The following is a 17,686-nucleotide window of genomic DNA, read 5'->3' as shown; positions in this document are numbered from 1 at the left end:
GGCCGCCGACACACGCCGCGGCCACCGGGGTTCCGGGCCGACCGCTACAATGACCGCGTCGGCCTTCGGCGCCCCAACGGGTGCGTCCGGAGGCTTTTTTCATGCCCTCCCACACCTCCGCGTCCAGCGCACACCCCGCCACCACCTACCGCGACCTGCTCCGCAACCATGAATTCGCCGGTCTGTACGCCAGTTTGATCCTGACGGTCACCGCGAGCACCTTGTCCGGCTTCGCGCTCGGCACGCTGGTCGGCCGTGAGACCCGGTCGCCGTTCCTGACGGCCGTGAGCATGTACGGCGCCGCGTTCGCGACGGTACTCGGTGCGCTGACACTGATGTCGGTCGCGGACGGAAGCCGCCCGCGCCGGAGCCTCGTCGCGCTCCAGTGCCTCTCGCTCGTGGGTGTCGCCGCACAGGCGGTTCCGGGGCTGCCGCTCGCCGCGCGGTTCGGTCTGCTCCTCGTGCCGGGCTTCTTCCAGTCCCTGGCGACCGGAACACGGATGGGACTGATCGCCGAGGTGGTGCCGGCGTCCGCGTACGCACTGGCGCGTTCGCTGATGAACATCACCTCGGGCGGCACGGCCGTCCTCGGCTACGCCGTCGGAGCCGTCCTGCTGCGGTACATGAGCCCACAGGGGATCTTCGTCGCCGCGGCAGCCCTGACCGGCGCCGGATCGACCGTCGTGGCGGTGACCGTCCGGGAGCACTCGATCCGTCCGGCCCGTCGCCCCGGACTGCGCCGGACCTGGACGACGAACGTCGCGCTCTTCTCCCACTCCGGCCAACGCGCCCTGCTGCTGAACCTGTGGGTCCCCAACGGCCTGATCGTCGGCTGCGAGGCCCTGTTCATCTCCTACGCCCCCGACCAGGCCGGCGCCTTCCTGGCCGCGGGATCGGCAGGCATGCTCCTCGGTGACCTGGTCGTCGGACGGCTGCTCACCGCCGAGCAGCGACGCCGCCACGCGTTCGCCCTGCGACTGCTGCTCGCGATCCCCTACCTGCTGTTCGCCCTCCACCCGCCCGCGCCACTGGCGGCAGCCGCGGTGTTCGTCGCCGGCGCCGGGTTCGCCGCCACCCTCCCACTCCAGGAGCAGCTTCTCGAGCTGACCCCCGACCCGGTCCGTGGCCAGGTCCAGGGAGTCGAATCGGCGGGCCGGATGACATGGCAGGGCCTCGGAGCCGCGCTCGCGGGCGGCGCCGCCCAGCACCTGACCCCCGGCACGGCCATCACCGCCGTGGCCGCGATCTCCGTCGCGGTCACCGTCTTCTCCCGGCCGTATGTGGTCCGCGCCCGAGCCGTCGCCGTGGAGACGGCCGGCCCCGCGGACGACCCGCATCTGTAGCCGCGGGCGCGTACGACGGGGCCGATCCCGGACGACTCCGAAACCGGCCCTGATCTGCGACTCTCACAAGTCGGGACGACAGGATTTGAACCTGCGACCCCTTGACCCCCAGTCAAGTGCGCTACCAAGCTGCGCCACGTCCCGATGCGCGCCGCCCGTGCGATCACGGGGACGCGCGGACAGAACTTTACCGCACCTCCCCCGTGGAGCCGAAGCCGTGGCCGGGCGGGACAATCGGGGGCATGGGTGGATCGGAAGGACTCGGCGGCGCACGGGACCGGGACGACGAAGGGCGGGCGCGCAGCGCGCGGCCCCGGGACGGGCTCGGGCGGCCGCTGCCGTACGGGGCCGACGGGGTGGAGCGGCAGCCCGAGGGGGTCGCACGGACGCCGGAGGACACCGTCGCCGAGGCGCAGACGCTGCTGGACGCCGGGAAGCCGTTCCACGCGCACGAGGTGTTCGAGGACGCCTGGAAGTCGGGGCCGGCCGAGGAGCGGGGCCTGTGGCGCGGCCTCGCCCAGCTCGCCGTCGGGCTCACCCACGCGGCACGCGGCAACGTCACCGGCGGGGCGCGGCTGCTGCGGCGCGGGGCGGGCGCGGTCGAGGAGTGGGCGGACGTCACCGGGCGGGGGCGGCCGTACGGGCTGGATCTCGCGGGGCTGGGCGGCTGGGCCCGCGACCTGGCGGGCGTCGTGGAGGGCGAGGGGCGTGCGGTGGACGCGCGGGAGCACGCGCCGCGGCTGCTCGGAGCGTGATCGTCCGGGCGGTGGAGGCACTGTCGGCGGGGTGCGGCAGACTCTGGGCGTGCGAAAGATTCATGTCATCGGTATCGGCGCGGGCGACCCCGAGCAGCTGACCCTCCAGGCGGTCCGGGCGCTGCGGGACACGGACGTGTTCTTCCTGCTGGACAAGGGCGAGGTCAAGTCGGACCTCACCCGGTTGCGCCGGGACATGCTCGACGCGCACATACCCGGGGGGACGTACCGGGTGGTCGAGGCGCGCGACCCGGAGCGCGACCGTTCGGCGGGCGGCGCTGCCTACTCGCCGGCGGTCGGCGACTGGCGCAGCGCCCGCGCCGACATCTACGAGCGGCTGATCGTCGAGGAACTGGGCGAACAGGAGCGCGGCGCGTTCCTGGTGTGGGGCGACCCCGCGCTGTACGACAGCACGCTCGGCATCCTGGAGGAGGTCCGCGGGCGCGGCAGGGTGGACTTCACGTACGACGTGGTCCCCGGCATCAGCAGTGTCTCCGCGCTGGTCGCCCGTCATCGCACGGGGCTGAACCGGGTCGCCCGGCCGGTGCAGATCACCACGGGACGGCGGCTCGCGGAGGGTTTCCCGGAGGGGGTGGACGACGTGGTGGTGATGCTCGACGCCCACCAGACCTTCCTGCGGTACGCCGACCAGGACATCGACATCTACTGGGGCGCCTACATCGGCACGCCGGACGAGATCCTCGTCTCGGGTCCGATAGCCGAGGCGGCGCCCCGGATCGAGCGGGTGCGCGCGGAGGCACGGGAGCGGAAGGGGTGGATCATGGACACCTATCTGCTGCGGCGGAAGCCGGAGGGCGGTTCTCGCTAGGGGCGGACCGGCGGCGAGTGCGCGGAACCCGTCGCGCCGGGTCCGCTCGCCTCGCCACCGGTCGGCTCCCCGCCACCGGCCCGTTCCCCCCGCCGCCTGTCCGTCCGTCAGCCTCCCGTGTGCCGCGCGGACGCGCTGACCGGTACCGCGTCGCGTCCGCCCGTGGCCGGGGGACCGTCCGTGGCCACAGGTCCGTCCGCGCCCGGGGGACCGTCGGGCGACGGGTCCGGCAGCCGGCGGGCGCGCAGGGCCTGGAGGCCGACCAGGTCGTCCGGCCTGGCGTCCGGCACCTCGGCGTCGAAGCGGGCCAGCGCCGGAATCCGCCGGGCGCAGAGGACCACGAGCACGAGCGCCAGGCCGAACAGCACGTACATCAGGCCCAGTCCGCGGCCCTCCCCCGTGCCCAGGATCCGGCCCGCGGTGCCGGCCAGTGCCCCGTCCGGTTCCATCGCGGGCCCGAGCAGCGCGGCGGCGCCGGGACCGAGCAGCAGGAAGCCCACCGGCATGGTGCACCAGGCGAACACCGTGTTGACCGCGAAGATCCGGCCGTGGAAGCGGGCGGGCACCTTGACCTGGATGATCGTGGCGTAGATCGCGTTCATCACGGTCAGTCCGGCGAACATGCCGAACACCCCCGCGGCCACCAGCGGCAGCGACGGGCGCAGTCCGGTGACCGCGCAGCAGGCGGCCAGGACGAGGAAGGCCAGCAGGACGCCGGTCATCCTGCGCTGTTTCGGCCCGCCCCAGACCGCCATCAGGGCGCCGCCCGCGGCGATGCCCACCCCGCCCGCGAGCGATACCCGGGCCACCTCGCCCAGGCCCGTGAAGCCGAGGACCAGCGGCTGGAAGAAGATGAGCAGCGGCCCCAGCAGCAGGTTCGTCACGGCGAAGAACAGCAGCATGGCCCGGAAGCCGGGCGTGCTCATCGCCAGTCGGAAGCCGGCCCGGATCTCCTCGCCGACGCCCTCGCGGCGCTGCCAGCCCAGCCGGGCCGGGAACCGCAAGGAGGCGGTGACGGCGATGGCGACGGCGTAGCTGCACACGTCGATGATGAGGATGCCGCGCAGTCCCACGGTCGCCAGCACGGCGGTGGCGAGCAGGGGGACGGCGAACTGGACCGCCCCGGCGCCGGCCTGCACCAGGCCGTTGGCGTGGCCGAGGTACTGCTTGGGCGCGAGCTGCGGGACGGCCGAGGCCCAGGAGATGCGCTGGAAGGTCAGCGCCACGGACAGCAGGGTCATCAGCGGGTACAGGACGGCGTCGGTGAACGCCCCGGCCAGCAGCAGTGTCAGCATCAGGCCCTGGATCAGCAGGGCGGCGACGTCCGCGGCGATCATGACGCGTCGTCGGCTGAACCGGTCGGCCACGGCTCCGGCCAGCGGGGCCACGAGCAGGCCCGGCACCAGCGCCAGGGAGGACAGCAGGCCGAGCTCGAGCAGCGAACCGCTGCCGAGGAACACCCACAGCGGCAGCGCGAACTCGGTCATGGCGGTGCCGGCCATGGAGACGAGCTGCCCGGCGGCGACGGCGAGGAAGCGGGGCATCGCGGGTTCGGGCGGACGGCGGTCCCGTCGCCGGCGAGGGCCGGGGGACGGCGACGGCGTCCGCCCACCGGGATGCGAGCCGCCTTCCTCACCGGGCCCGCCGCCGGACAGCGGCTCCTCGCCGTGGGACACGTCCGCCAGTCGCCACGTCCGCGCCTGCGGCCGCGGTGCGGCGGGGGCGGTCGGCCGCGGTGTGCCGGCCTGCGCCTGCGGCGGGCCCGCGTCCGTCGGCGCGGTCAGGGCCGGGTGGACGCCGGTGATGATGTCCGCCAGTTCGGGCGCGCGGAAGTTCAGGAAGTAGTGCCCCGCCTCGTCCAGCACCACGAGGGCGCTGGTGCGGGTGACGAAGTGCCACTCGCGGAACCGTTCCTCGTGGTACAGCGTGATGTCGTCGCGTTCGCCGACCACCGAGATCACCGGCGCCGACAGCGGTTCCACCCGGTCCTGGAGCAGCGCGGTGAAGTATTCCTCGGCGTCCCGGTTGTCGGCGCGCATGTCGCGCACCATGCGGCGGGCCTGCGCCGGTTCGACGTCGTCCATGCTCAGGCCGATCGAGATCAGCCAGTCCCGGTAGCGGCGGTCGCTGCCGAATCGTTCCAGCCTGTCGAGCATCCGCACCACGGGACCGCGGGGCCGGGCGAAGGGGAAGATGCCGCCGGCGTAGACGGCCTCCACCGGCCGGCCGGCCGCCTCCAGGGCGAGGGCGAGGGCGATCACCAGGGCGCCGCCGACCCCGCAGTGGCCGTAGAGGACGAGCGGGCCGTGCACGCGTTCCAGGATCTCGGCGACGGCCGCGTCCACCAGTTCCGGGAGGGCGGTGCGGCGGCCCTGGAGTCCCATCTCCTCGCCGGTGCCCGCCAGGGCGAACAGGGCGTGGCCGGGCGGCAGCGCCTCGGCGAGCGGCCGGTAGACGACGGCGCTGCCGCCGCCGTACGGCACCGCCACCACGGTCAGCTCCGGTGTGCGGCCCGGCGGCGGGGTGGGCGTCAGTTCGTGCAGCACCCGGGCGGGGCCGCGCTCGGCCTCCGGCGTGGTGAGGTGGGCGGCCAGGCCGCGGACCGTGGGATGCCGGAAGAGGTCCATCAGGGTGACCCCGGCCGCCTCGGGCAGGGCCCGGCGCAGCGCGGCGATGATCCGGATGGCGAGCAGGGAGTGCCCGCCGAGGGCGAAGAAGTCGTCGTCGCGGTCCGGCAGGGGTACGTCGAGGATCCGGGCCCACACCTCGGCGACGGCGCGTTCGGCGTCGGTGGCCGGCGCCCCGCCGCCGCCCCCGGCGCCCCGCACCGGCGCGGGCAGCGCCCGCCGGTCGAGCTTGCCGTGGGGGCCGATGGGCAGGGCGTCCAGGACGACGTAGGCGGAGGGGAGCATGGAGTCGGGCAGGGTGCGGCGCAGCGCCTGGCGCAGCGAACCCGGGTCGGCGGCCATGCCGTCCGGACCGTCTTCCAGGACGTCGCCCGACCGGCCGGGTTCCGGGGCGTCGCCGGGTGCTTCGGCCGGGTCGCCGGGTGCTCCGGGCACCAGGTAGGCGACCAGGCGCCGGTCGCCGGGGCGGTCCTCGCGCACCACCACCGCCGCCGCGCCGACGCCGGGCAGGGCGCGCAGGGCGGCCTCGATCTCGCCGGGTTCGATGCGCAGCCCGTGCAGCTTGACCTGGTCGTCGGTGCGGCCGAGGTATTCGAGGGCGCCGTCCGGCCGGTGCCGGGCGAGGTCGCCGCTGGCGTACATGCGGGCGCCGGGCTCGCCCCACGGGTCGGGGACGAAGCGCTGCGCGGTCAGGTCGGGCCGGTTGAGGTAGCCGAGGGCCACGCCGGGGCCGGCGATGTACAGCTCGCCGGGCATGCCGACGGGCACGGGCCGGCGGTTGCGGTCGAGGACGTACATCCGCATGTTCTGCACGGGGCGCCCGATGGGCACGCGGTGCGCGCCGGCGAGCGACTCGCGGGTGCAGGGCCAGGCGGTGCAGTCCACGGAGGCCTCGGTGGGGCCGTAGAGGTTGTGCAGTTCGCAGGAGCGGAAGCGGTCGAGGAAGCGGCGGGCGAGGTCGGCGGGGAGTTCCTCGCCGCTGCAGATCACCCGGCGCAGCGTGGTGCACCGCTCGACGCCGTCCTCGGCGAGGAAGACGGCCAGCACGGACGGCACGAAGTGGACGGTGGTGACGGCGTGCCGGCGTACGGCGTCGCGCAGGTAGCCGCCGTCGCGGTGGCCGCCGGGGCGGGCCATGACCAGCCGGGCGCCCTCGCGCAGCGGCCAGAACAGTTCCCACACGGAGACGTCGAAGCCGGTCGGCGTCTTCTGGAGCACGGCGTCGTCGGCGTGCAGCGGGTGGGCGCGCTGCATCCAGTCGAGCCGGTTGTGGATGCCGCGGTGGGTGCAGATCACTCCCTTGGGGCGGCCGGTGGAGCCGGAGGTGAAGATGACGTAGGCGGGGTCGTCGGGGGCGATGTGCGGCGCGGGCGGGGCGGCGGGGTCCGGGCGCCACAGTTCGGGGTCGTCCAGGGACAGGACGCGGGTTCCCTCGGGCGGCTGCGGCAGCCGGCCGTGGACGGCGTCGGCCGCGAGCAGCACCGGGGGCGCCGCGTCGGCGAGCAGGCCGGCCAGCCGTTCGGCCGGGTTGTCGGGGTCCAGCGGCAGATAGGCGCCGCCCGCCTTGAGCACGCCGAGCAGCGCGGCGACGAGCGCGGCGGAGCGCTCCGCGCAGACGGCGACGACGGTGCCGGGTCCGACGCCCGCGCCGCGCAGCCGGCCGGCCAACGCGGTGGCGCGGCGGTCGAGTTCGCGGTACGTCAGCTCCTCCGTGCGGGGCCGGCCGTCCGGTCCGGCGGGGCCGTCGACGACCAGGCAGACCTGGCCGGGGGTGCGGGCGGCGCGCTCCTCGAAGCGGCCGTGCAGGGTGTGCGGGCCCGGCACCTCCTGCGGGACGTCGTTCCAGGTGCGCAGCACGGTCTCGCGCTCCGCCTCGTCCAGCAGGTCGAGCCGGGACAGCGGCACGTCGGGGTGGCGCACCGCCTGCCGCAGCAGCCGCTCGAACAGCACCGGCAGCCGGGCCGCGGTGGCGGGCGAGAACAGGTCGGTGCTGTAGGTGAAGAAGCCGTGCAGCCCGTCGGGGGTCTGGCGCAGATACAGCTCCAGGTCGAAGCGGGTGGCGCGGATCTCGAACGGCTGGTGGGCCACCTCGGGCGCGTCCGCGCCGGGCCCGGCGGTCCTGTCGTGCGTGCCGCGGCCGTGCTCGGTCCGGTCGTGCTCGGCGCGGGCGCGCCCCGCACGATCGTGCTCGGCGCGCTCGTAGTTGAGCAGTGTGAAGGCGGTCTGGAAGACGGGGGTGCGGCTGGGGTCGCGGGGCAGTGCCAGCTCGCCCACGAGCTGTTCGAACGGCATCTCCTGGTGGGCCAGGTCGGCGAGGAAGCCGTCCCTGACCCGGCCCAGCAGGGTGACGAAGTCGGGGTCTTCGGACAGATCGGCCCGCAGGGCCAGGACGTTGGCGAACAGGCCGACCAGCGGCTCCAGTTCGGGCAGGGTGCGACCGGCGACGGTGGATCCGACGGCGAAGTCGTCCTGGCCCGACCAGCGGCCCAGCAGGGCCTGGTAGGCGGCGAGCAGGGTCATGTACGGGGTGGCGCCGTGCGCGGCCCCGAGGTCGAGCACCGCGCGGGAGAGTTCGGCGTCGAGGGCGATGCCCTGCCCGGCGCCGCGGAAGGTGGGCTCGGCGGGGCGGGGCAGGTCGGCGGGCAGGTCCAGGGGTGGTACCCCGGTCAGCCGGGCGCGCCAGTGGTCCAGGTCGGCCTGCCGCACCTCGCCCCGGTAGCGTTCCCGCTGCCAGGCGGCGAAGTCGCCGTAGCGGACGGCCGGTTCGGGGTCGGCCTGCGGTTCGGGGGCGTCGTCGGCGCAGGCGGCGAGGAGTTCGCGCAGGAACAGTTCGCTGGACCAGCCGTCGGAGACGATGTGGTGGTGGACGAGGACGAGCACGTGCTCGTCCGGTGCGGCGCGCAGCAGCGCGGCGTGCAGCACGGGGCCGGTGGCCAGGTCGAAGGGGCGGGAGATCTCCTCGTCGATCCAGCGGGCGAGAAGGGCCTCGCGCCGGGCGGGGTCGGCCTCGGGGGGTGTGGTGCGGACGTTCAGGCGGACGCCGCCGTCCGCGGTGACCTCGACGCGGGGGCGGCCGTCGGCGTCGGACGGGAAACGCATCCGCAGGCTCTCGTGGCGGGCCACCACCCGCCGCAGCGCGCGCTCCAGCCGCTCCGGTTGCAGCGGCCCGCGCAGCCGGACCGCCTGCGGCACGGTGTAGGCGGTGGTGTCCGGGACGAAGCGGTCCATGAACCACAGGCGTTCCTGGGCGAAGGACAGCGGCGGTTCGGCGCCCTCGGGACGCCGGGGCACGGTGAGCGCCGGGGCGGCGGTGCGGGCCCGGCGCAGTCTCCGGGCCAGCAGTTCGGCGCGGGCGGCGGACGTGCCGCGGGCGTCGTGGCGGTCCTCCGGCTGCGGTCTGTCGTCGACGATGCTCATACGGCCGGATCCCCTTCCTTGATCATCTCTTCGACCTCGGCGTCGCTCAGCGCGGCGATGTCCGCGAGCAGCAGGTCCTCCACGGCCACGGCGGTCTGCGCCACGGTGGGCGCGGTGAACAGGGTGCGCACCGGGACGTCGACGCCGAGGGCGGCGCGCAGCCGGGCCACGGCGCGCAGGGCCAGCAGGGAGTGCCCGCCGAGGGCGAAGAAGTCGTCGTCGGCGCCGATCCCCCGTACTGCGAGCACCTCCTCCCACACCTCGGCCACCAGTTGTTCGGCCTCGGTGCGGGGCGCGGTACCGGAACCGGTGCGCCCGGCGGCCTGGCCGGCGGCGCCGGGCGCGGGCAGCGCGGCGCGGTCGATCTTGCCGCGCGAGGTCAGCGGCATCCGGGCGAGCACGACGACGGCGCTGGGCACGAGGTGGCCGGGCAGCAGGCCGCCCAGGTGGTGCAGGAGCTGCGCCGCTTCCGGTTCGGCGCCGGGGCGCGGCACGATCCAGGCGGCGAGGCTCTGCCGGCCCGCGTCGTCGTACAGTCCGGCGACCGCTTCGGCGACCGCCGGGTGGCCGAGCAGGGCGGCCTCCACCTCGGCGGGTTCCACCCGGTGGCCGCGCACCTTGAGCTGACGGTCCGTGCGGCCGAGGAACTCCAGTGCGCCGTCGGGCCGTTGGCGGGCCAGGTCGCCGGTGCGGTACATGCGGGCGCCGGGCGGGCCGAACGGGTCCTCGGTGAATCGACGGGCCGTCAGTTCCGGGCTGCCGGCGTATCCGTCGGCCAGCCCGTCGCCGGAGAGCCACAGTTCGCCGGGCACGCCGGGGGGTACCGGTCTGCGGGCCGGGTCGAGCACATAGGCGCCGGTCGCGGTGATCGGTCGGCCGATGCCGGGCCGTACGAGGGCGTCGTCGGGGCCGAGGCGGGCGGCGGCGGCGATGACGGCGGCCTCGGTGGGGCCGTAGGTGTTCCACAGTTCGACGCGGTCGCCGAAACGCTCCCGCCAGGCGGCGACCGCCCGGGAGTGCACCTGGTCGCCGCCGAGCACGACCGCCCGGAGCGCGGAGGGCCAGACGACGCGGTCGCCGGCCGCGACGAGTTCCTGCCAGTAGGCGGTGGGCAGGTCGAGCACGGTGACACGGTCGCCGGAGGGTCCGGCCAGCCAGTCCGGCAGTTCGGCGGACGGCACGGGCAGCAGGACCACCGTCGCGCCGGAGCACAGCGCCGGGAAGATCTCCTCGACATGCGTGTCGAAACCGAGCGAGGCGAACTGGAGCACGCGCTCCCCCGGCCCCAGCCGGTAGGCCTCGCGCATCCAGCCGACCCGCACGGCCAGCGCCCGGTGCGGCACCACGACCGCCTTGGGCTCGCCGGTGGAGCCGGAGGTGTACAGCACGTAGGCGGGATCGGTGGGCGCGGGGGCGGCGGGCCGCTCGGGTGCGGGCTCGTCCGCCCGGTCCGCGGCCGCGGTGAGGGAGGGCAGTTCCACGGTGGGCGGGCCGCCCGGGACCGTACGGCTCCCCGCGCCCGCCAGTACCGCCGTCGCGCCGGCCTGTCGCAGCATGGCGGCAAGCCGGGGCTCGGGCAGGCCGGGGTCCAGCGGCAGGTAGGCGCAGCCCGCCAGCAGGATGCCCAGCATTCCGGTCACGGTCTGGGCCGACCGGGCGCCGGCCAGGCCGACCGGGGTGCCCGGTAGCGCCCCGGCGGCGCGCAGCTGCCGGGCGACCCGGTCGGCGGCGGCGAGCAGGTCGCCGTAACCGAGCACCAGGCCCGCCGACTCGTCCTCCAGGGCCGGGGCGTCGGGCGTGGCGGCGGCCTGACGCAGCAGCCAGGTCACCACGGTCTCCCCGGCGGCCGTGCCGGGGACGTCCGGTCCGCGCAGCAGGGCGCCGGTCTCGTCCGGGGCGAGCAGCGGCAGCCGGTCCACGGGCGTGTCCGGGTCGGCGGCCGCGGCACGGGCCAGCAGCGGCAGCCGGTCCAGGAGCGCCTGGGCGGCCCCGGGGGCGAGCAGCGCGGGGTTGTGCATGAGGACCAGGTCGATGCCGTCCGGTGCGGGCCAGGCGTCCAGGGACAGGTCGAACGGCGTCGGCGGCGGGTCGGTGCGCAGCGGCTCGATGCGCAGCCCGGTCCCCGCCCCGAACTCCTCGCCGCCGTCGCCGGACGCCGCGCTCTCGGTGTGCAGGTTGAACCAGGAGCGGAACAGCCGCGGCTGACCGGCCCCGCGCGCGGACCCGAGCGTGCCGAGCAGCTTCTCGTACGGAACGTGCGGATGGGTGAGCGCGCCGGTGACCGTGCGCCGGGTGCGCGACAGCAGCCCGGCGAACGTCACCTCGCCGCCGAGGTCGGCGCGCAGCGGCAGTACGGCGGTGAAGCAGCCGACCAGTTCCTCGTCCTCGGCGCGCTCACGGCCCGCGAAGGCCGTGCCGACGACGACGTCCTCCTGCCCGGTGTGCCGTCCGACGAGGATCTGGAACAGGGCCAGCCACGCCATGAAGGGCGTGCAGCCGTGCCGCCCCGCCAGTGCGGCGACGGCGTCCGCGGTCGCGGCGTCCACCCGTGCGCGGGCCGGGGCGGACGGTCCGGGCTCCGTCGCGCCGGGCGGGACGGGTGAGCCGGGGGGCAGTCCCGGGCCGGGCGGCTCGGCCAGTTCGGCCGTCCAGTGGGCGAGGGCGCGGTCCGCCTCGGGACCGGCCAGCCGGGAGCGCCGCCACATGACGTGATCGCCGTAGCCGGCCGTGAGCGGGCGGAGTTCCGGCTCGCCTCCGGCGGTGAACGCGGCGTAGCAGTGGGCCAGTTCGCGCAGCAGCAGCTGGATGGACCAGCCGTCGGAGACCAGATGGTGGGCGCCGAGCAGCAGGACGTGCTCGTCGTCGGCCACCCGGTACAGCTCGGCGCGGAACAGCGGTGCGCGGTCCAGCCGGTAGGGCTCGGCGCCGCGCAGTTCCGCACGCCGTACGGCCTCCCGGCAAGCCTCGGGCGTGCCGCGCAGGTCGTGCCGGACCAGGACGGGGCCGGTCGCGGTGACGCGCTGCACGGGTGTTCCGTCCGTGTCGGTGACGCAGGCGCGCAGCGGCTCGTGGCGGGCCGCCGCGGCGGCGAGGGCGCGCTCCAGCGCGCTCGCGTCGAGGGGGCCGCGCAGCAGGCGGACGGTGGTCAGGTTCTCCGAGGTGTCGTCGGGGTCGAGCCGGTGCAGGAACCACATCCGCTCCTGCACCGGGGTCAGCGGGTACTCGCGGTCAGCCATGGCGGTGCTCCTCGACGAGCCGGGCGAGGGCCGCGCCGAACGCGGCCGGGGTGGGAGTCTCGAAGAACAGGACGGCGGGCACCGGCACGCCGAAGCGGTCCTCGGTCCGGGCGGCGATCCGTACGACGGCGAGGGAGTCGCCGCCGAGCGCGAACAGGTCGTCGTCCGGGCCGATGCCGGGGCGGCCCAGCACCTCGGCCCACAGCGCGCACACCGCCTCGGTGACGGACGCGGTCCCGGCGGCCCACGACGGCGCGTGGGCGCCGTCCACGGCGCGGTCCTCCGCGTCGGCGGCGGCCTCCGCGCCGAGGGGGTTGGGGCCGGGGGCCGGCCGGGACTCGGACGGGGCGCCGTCGGGGGCCGGGGCGGGCCGCCACGCCTCCGGGGTGCGCAGCCGGCTCACGGGAGCGTCCGGATTCTCCGCCGACAGGCGCAGCAGATCGGCCAGTTCGGCCGTGAAGGCGCCGGCGGCCCCGGGGGCGAACCGGTCGCGCGGGTAGGTCAGCACCAGTTCGGCGCCGCCCGGGCCGGTGGTCGCGGCCAGGGTGAGGTCGTACGCGGTGCCGTCGACCTCCTGGCCCCATGGGCGGGAGGCCAGTCCGGGGCCCCAGCCGCTCCCGGCCCCGCCCGTGGCCGCGCGGGCGCCCTCCTCCCGTTCCACGAACAGCGCCTGGAACAGCGGGTGCACGCCCGGAGCGCGGCGCGGCGCGACCGCGGAGACGATCCGGTCGAAGGGCGCCGCGTGCGTCAGCGCGGCGGCGAGCGCGTCGCGGACGCGGTGCGCCAGGGTCCGGAAGCCGGGGTCGCCGTGGAGCTTGACCCGCAACGGCAGCAGGTCGGTGAAGCAGCCGACGGTGGTGGCGAGTTCCGGGTGCGGGCGGCCTCCGGAGACCACGCCGACGGTCGCCTCGGCGGTGCGGGCGGCACGCGCCAGCAGCATCAGGTAGCCGGTCAGCAGGGCGGTGTGCGCCGTCAGGGGCGCTCCCCGGCCGGCCCCGCGCAGCGCCTCCAGCGTGGCGGCGTCGACCCGGGCGACGGCCGTGGCGGTGCTGCGTCCTCCCGCCCGGACGGGGCGGGAGGGGGGCGCGAGGTCGGGCAGCAGCCGCGGCGGGGCGCCGGCGAGCTGGTGGCGCCAGTAGGCGAGCCGGTCGGGCAGCACCCGTTCCAGCCGGTCCCCGGACCACTGGGCGTAGTCCGCGTAGTCGGGGGTCTCCGGGCCGGCCGGCACGGTGTGCGGCCCGTCCCGGTAGGCGGTGGCGAGCCCGTCCAGCAGGACCGCGACGGAGGCGCCGTCGGCGGCGAGGTGGTGGCAGGCCAGCAGGAGCCGGTGCCGGTCCGCCGCCAGGCGCAGGACGGTCAGCCGCAGCAGTCGGCCCGTGGCCGGGTCGAAGGGCTGTCCGGCGGCGGACACGGCCATGCCGCGGGCGATGTCCTCCCGCTCGGGTTCCGGGAACGGCGTCAGGTCCAGGGTCTCGACCAGGACGGCCGTCTCGGCCGCGGTGGGCGGATCGGCGGGCAGGGTCTGCCACGGTTCGGCGTCCGGCCGGCCGTCCGGGCCGGTGCGGGCGGCGAACCGGGCGCGCAGCACCGGGTGGCGGCCCAGGACGGCGGCGAGCGCGGCGGTGAGCCGCTCCGGGTCGAGCGGCCCGTCCAGCGCCAGTCCGGCGGTCACCGGCGGGACCGCGCCCGGTCCGGCGACGAGTTCGGCCAGCCAGATCCGCCGCTGCTCGGCCGAGCACACCAGCGGACGGCCGTCCCTCGGCGCCCGGGGCAGCCCCGTGGCACCGCCGGGGGCGGTGGTGCGCCGGCGGGCGGCGAGGAGGCGAAGGGCCATCTCACGGCGGTCGGGCGGGGCGCCGGGGGTGGTCCGGGTTGGGTCGGCGGGGGCGGCCCGGGTTGTGTCGGCGGGCGTGGTTTCGGGGCCGGACGTGGTTTCGGGGCCGGGCGTGGTTTCGGGGCCGGGCGTGGTGTCGGGGCCGGGTGCGGTTGCCGTGCCAGTTGCGGTGTCGGGGCCGGGCGCGGCCCCGGTGGCGGGCCGGGTCCCGGGTGCTGCGGTGTCCTGGTCGCTCATCCCGTCGCCTCCGCGAGCCGTGCCGGGTCCTGGAGCAGGTCGCGCACTCCGGTGAGCAGTGCCGTCACGTCCCGCCCGTTCACCAGGCGGTGGTCGTAGGCGGCGCCGAGCTGCACGAGGCTGCGCTCCCGGAAGCCGCCGGCGCCGTCCGGGACCGCCACGGCTCGCGGCGCCGCGAGCGACAGCGCGCAGGCCTGCCCGGGGAAGACCACCGGCACGGCGAAGACCACGCCGGGTTCGGTGTGGAGGGTGAGGGTGATGTTGGCCCCGTTGAGGTCGCTCTCGCGGAAGGCGCCGCGCAGTGCCGCCATGCGGAACTTCATCACCGTGCGGGAGATCTCGCCGAGCCCGGCCCGGTCGGCGTCCCGTACGACGGGCACGTACAGTCCCGCGCCGACGTCGAAGGTGACGCCGATGTGGGCGCCGGGGAGCAGCCGGGTGGCGGTGCCGTCGGGGGTGAGCGAGGCGAAGCAGGCGGGGTCGTGCTCGCGCCGCGCGGCCAGGGCGGCGAGCGTGAGCTCGGCCGGTCCGACGAGGGAGCCGGCGGCGGCGCTCAGCTCCCGCCCGGCGGCGAGCGCGTCGGTGAGGTCCGCCTCCACCACGGTGAACGCGGCGGGCACCGTGCGGTGCGAGACGGTGACGGTGGCGGCCACGGCCCGCTGCACGCGGGTGAGGGGGGTGACGACGGTTCCGGGCGGGTCGTCGGCCGGGACCGCGTCGGCCGCCACGGCGGGGGCGGGCACGCTGGGTGACGATCCGTCAATTGTGCCGGCCCGGGCGGACCTTGCCGACACGCCGTGGTCCTCACCGGGCCGCCCGGTCCCCGCGATCCCCGCCGCGAGGCGCTCCACGTCGGCCCGGCGGACGACGGGCACGCCCAGCTCCCGTGCCCGCGACTCGGGGATGCCCAGTTCGGCCAGCAGGGCCCGCGCGGGCTGGGTGACGACCAGACCGGGCGCCGCCGCGCCGGCGCCGGCGGCGGCACGGGCCGGCTCCGGGCCGGCGGCCGTACGGCCGCGGGCGGCGGCGAGCGCCTCCTCGTCCGCGTGCAGGCGGGCGAGGAGCGCGCCCGGCGGGTACTCCCGGCCCGGCTCCGCCACCTGTTCGAGCAGTCCGTCCGCCGGCGCGGCCACCTCCTCGAGCGCCTTGGAGGTCTCCACCTCCAGCAGCGGCTCACCGGCCACGGCCCTGCCGCCGTCCGCGACGGCCCACGCCGCCAGCAGATGAACGGCGTCGTTGCTGTTGAGCTTCGGCATGCGGACTTCCGCGGCCCCGGTCATACGTGCGCCTCCAGTCGTGCACCGGCTCCCGCCGCCGTACCGGTCACCCGGCGCACGACGGCGCGCCGGACGTCCCCGGCGCTCAGGAACACCTCGTCCTCCAGATGCGGCGCGGCCGGGATCACCCGGTCCGCCGCGCACCGCAGCTCCACGGGCCCGCGCAGCGTGTGCCACAGGCGGGTGTGCAGTCCGTGGGCCACTTCGGCGCCCCAGCCCGCGCCGGGCGTGCCGTCCTCCAGCACGAACACGGCCGGCGCGGCCCCGCACAGCGCCGCCAGTTCGTCGGCCTGGACCGGCCACAGCCGGGCCGGCACCAGCAGCCGTACGCCGATCTCGTCCTCCAGCAGCAGGTCGCGGGCCGCCTCGACCGCCCGGTGCGCCAGGCCGCCTGGGGCGATCAGCACCGCGTCCGGCTCGGGGGAGCCGGCGGGTTCGACCACGGCGACGCCCGGACCGCCGTCCGCTGCGTCGGTGACGCGGAACCCGAAGACGTCGTCCACCACCGCGCCGGTCCAGCGGCGGGCGGTGTAGAGGATCTTGTCCTCGAAGAGCACCGACGGCGTCCCCGTGCCGAGCGCGTGGGCCAGCAGCGCGGCGGCGTCGTGGAACGGGCTCAGCTCGTACAGGTCGAGGTCGGGCACGCCCATCAGGTGCTTCTGCGGGCTCTGGCTGTGGGTGGGGCCGTAGCCGCGGCGCCCGCCGACGGGGCAGCGGACCAGCAGCGGCACCGGGACGCGGCGGCCGTACATGGTGACCGACTTGGCGGCGAAGTTGACGAGCTGGTCGACGGCCAGCGTCACGAAGTCGCCGAACATGATCTCGACCACGGCCTTGCCGCCGGCCAGCGCCAGCCCGGCCCCGGCGCCGACGATCGCTCCCTCGCTCAGGGGCGTGGACCGCACCCGCTCCCCGAACCGGGTGGACAGTCCCCGGGTGACGCCGAAGGCCCCGCCGTAGGGATCGGTGACGTCCTCGCCGAGCAGCCGCACGGCGGGATCGGCGGCCATCAGCGCGTGCAGGGCGTCGTTGAGGTGCTCGCCGATCCGCTCCGGCCGTCCCGCCGTACGGGGCGCGGGGCCGGCGGCGTCCGCCGGTCCGGTCGCCGGCGACGAGGGTACGGGCGCTGGCGGCGGCGGTACGGCGGCGGCCTGGCCGTCCGACGGCGGACGTGCGGAGACCTCGGTCACCAGCCGCGCCACCGTGGCGGCGAGCCGCGCGTCGGCCTCCCGGAACCGCTCCGGGAACGCCTCCGCGTACCCGCGGTACCAGTCCCGGCGGTGCAGCTCGGCGATGCGCTCGATGGGCCGGGTGTCGTCGCCCTTGCTGTGCGGTCCCAGCCGCACCGTGTCCAGCTCGACCACCAGCGGACCCGCGCCGTCCCGCACGGCCGCCAGCAGGGGCGCCAGTTCGGCGCGCAGCACGACCGGATCGGTCGTGGCCGAGTGGTGGTAGGCGATGCCGAACGCCTCGGCCCGCCCCCGGATCGTGCCGGCCAGCTGAGCCTCGGTCGGCGTGGACTGGGCGATGCCGTTGTGCTCCACGACCACGACGACGGGCAGCCGCCACAGCGCCGCCAGGTTGAGCGCCTCGTACACCGCGCCCTCGCCCCAGGTGCCGTCGCCGACGAAGGCCAGGGCGAGGCCGCCGGCCGCCAGGTCCCGCCGGTGCAGGGCGGCGCCGACGGCCACGGGCAGGCTCTCGCCCTGCACGCCCGTGGACAGGAACCGGCCGGTGTACAGGTGCTGGCTGCCGCCGACCCCGCCGCACACCGCGCCGGCCCGCCCCATCACCTCGGCGAGCAGCCCCTCGGCGTCCGCGGTGAGGGCGAGGTAGTGCCCGTGGCCGCGGTGGTTGCTGAACACGAAGTCGTCGGGGCGCAGCAGCGGCGCGAGCGCGACGGGGATGTACTCCTGCCCGAGGCAGGTGTGCGTGGTGCCGGCGATCCGGCCTTCCCCGAACAGCCGCAGCAACGCCTGTTCGAAGTGGCGGATCAGCAACAGGGCGGCGAGATCGTCGTCTTCGGGCTCGTTCATCGGTTCCCCCATGTGGTGGTGAGTGCGGTGTCGGTTCCGCCGGCCCACGGGACGGCGGCGGAGACGGTTCGCGGACGGACGGCGTGTGGCGCGGG

At 76.2% G+C, this 17,686-nt stretch carries 8 protein-coding genes and 1 tRNA gene; 3 read left to right on the top strand and 6 right to left on the bottom strand.

All coding sequences use genetic code 11. From position 1 onward, the window contains the following. Positions 1 to 101: 101 nt before the first annotated feature. Complete coding sequence (locus ABZY13_RS16275; RefSeq protein ID WP_356631099.1) at positions 102 to 1,343, top strand: hypothetical protein; 1,242 nt, start codon at positions 102 to 104, stop codon at positions 1,341 to 1,343. A 70-nt stretch (positions 1,344 to 1,413) separates the two neighbouring features. Here the strand turns inward: ABZY13_RS16275 and ABZY13_RS16270 are convergent. Further along, positions 1,414 to 1,487, bottom strand: a tRNA-Pro gene (locus ABZY13_RS16270). Between the two features lie 98 nt (positions 1,488 to 1,585). Between ABZY13_RS16270 and ABZY13_RS16265 the strand changes: the two genes are divergently transcribed. Together ABZY13_RS16265 and cobF are read left to right on the top strand one after the other, a co-directional pair. Further along, positions 1,586 to 2,098, top strand: a complete 513-nt coding sequence (locus tag ABZY13_RS16265; protein ID WP_356631097.1) for a DUF309 domain-containing protein — start codon at positions 1,586 to 1,588, stop codon at positions 2,096 to 2,098. Between the two features lie 49 nt (positions 2,099 to 2,147). Then, on the top strand, positions 2,148 to 2,927 hold the full coding sequence (cobF, locus tag ABZY13_RS16260) for a precorrin-6A synthase (deacetylating) (protein ID WP_356631095.1): 780 nt from the start codon (positions 2,148 to 2,150) through the stop codon (positions 2,925 to 2,927). Positions 2,928 to 3,034: 107 nt separating this feature from the next. Here cobF and ABZY13_RS16255 read toward each other — a convergent pair whose 3' ends face one another. The 5 genes from ABZY13_RS16255 to ABZY13_RS16235 all read right to left on the bottom strand — a co-directional run bounded on the left by ABZY13_RS16255 (position 3,035) and on the right by ABZY13_RS16235 (position 17,591). Next, positions 3,035 to 8,971 (bottom strand): amino acid adenylation domain-containing protein, encoded by a 5,937-nt coding sequence (locus ABZY13_RS16255; RefSeq protein ID WP_356631093.1) that lies wholly within the window; start codon positions 8,969 to 8,971, stop codon positions 3,035 to 3,037. Continuing rightward, the gene (locus ABZY13_RS16250) at positions 8,968 to 12,207 is read right to left on the bottom strand and encodes an amino acid adenylation domain-containing protein (RefSeq protein ID WP_356631091.1); all 3,240 of its coding nucleotides are present in this window, start codon (positions 12,205 to 12,207) and stop codon (positions 8,968 to 8,970) included. Before ABZY13_RS16250 ends, ABZY13_RS16255 begins: the two co-directional genes overlap by 4 nt. Next, complete coding sequence (locus ABZY13_RS16245) at positions 12,200 to 14,041, bottom strand: condensation domain-containing protein (RefSeq protein ID WP_356631089.1); 1,842 nt, start codon at positions 14,039 to 14,041, stop codon at positions 12,200 to 12,202. Before ABZY13_RS16245 ends, ABZY13_RS16250 begins: the two co-directional genes overlap by 8 nt. A 233-nt stretch (positions 14,042 to 14,274) precedes the next feature. Beyond that, the gene (locus tag ABZY13_RS16240) at positions 14,275 to 15,534 is read right to left on the bottom strand and encodes a 2-oxo acid dehydrogenase subunit E2 (RefSeq protein ID WP_356631087.1); all 1,260 of its coding nucleotides are present in this window, start codon (positions 15,532 to 15,534) and stop codon (positions 14,275 to 14,277) included. Between the two features lie 20 nt (positions 15,535 to 15,554). Continuing rightward, on the bottom strand, positions 15,555 to 17,591 hold the full coding sequence (locus ABZY13_RS16235; protein WP_356631085.1) for a thiamine pyrophosphate-dependent enzyme: 2,037 nt from the start codon (positions 17,589 to 17,591) through the stop codon (positions 15,555 to 15,557). Positions 17,592 to 17,686: the final 95 nt, after the last annotated feature.

The organism is Streptomyces sp. NPDC006610 (assembly GCF_040611575.1).
Classification (GTDB): Bacteria; Actinomycetota; Actinomycetes; order Streptomycetales; family Streptomycetaceae; genus Streptomyces.
The sequence above is the reverse complement of the archived record's forward strand: the minus strand, read 5'-3'. Positions and strand labels throughout refer to the sequence as shown.

Bases quoted from the DNA above. Each gene is read 5' to 3' on its own strand.
- ABZY13_RS16235 (WP_356631085.1), bottom strand. From the start codon at position 17,591: ATGAACGAGCCCGAAGACGACGATCTCGCCGCCCTGTTGCTGATCCGC.
- ABZY13_RS16265 (WP_356631097.1), top strand. From the start codon at position 1,586: ATGGGTGGATCGGAAGGACTCGGCGGCGCACGGGACCGGGACGACGAA.
- ABZY13_RS16240 (WP_356631087.1), bottom strand. From the start codon at position 15,534: ATGCCGAAGCTCAACAGCAACGACGCCGTTCATCTGCTGGCGGCGTGG.
- ABZY13_RS16275 (WP_356631099.1), top strand. From the start codon at position 102: ATGCCCTCCCACACCTCCGCGTCCAGCGCACACCCCGCCACCACCTAC.
- ABZY13_RS16255 (WP_356631093.1), bottom strand. From the start codon at position 8,971: ATGAGCATCGTCGACGACAGACCGCAGCCGGAGGACCGCCACGACGCC.
- ABZY13_RS16250 (WP_356631091.1), bottom strand. From the start codon at position 12,207: ATGGCTGACCGCGAGTACCCGCTGACCCCGGTGCAGGAGCGGATGTGG.
- ABZY13_RS16245 (WP_356631089.1), bottom strand. From the start codon at position 14,041: ATGGCCCTTCGCCTCCTCGCCGCCCGCCGGCGCACCACCGCCCCCGGC.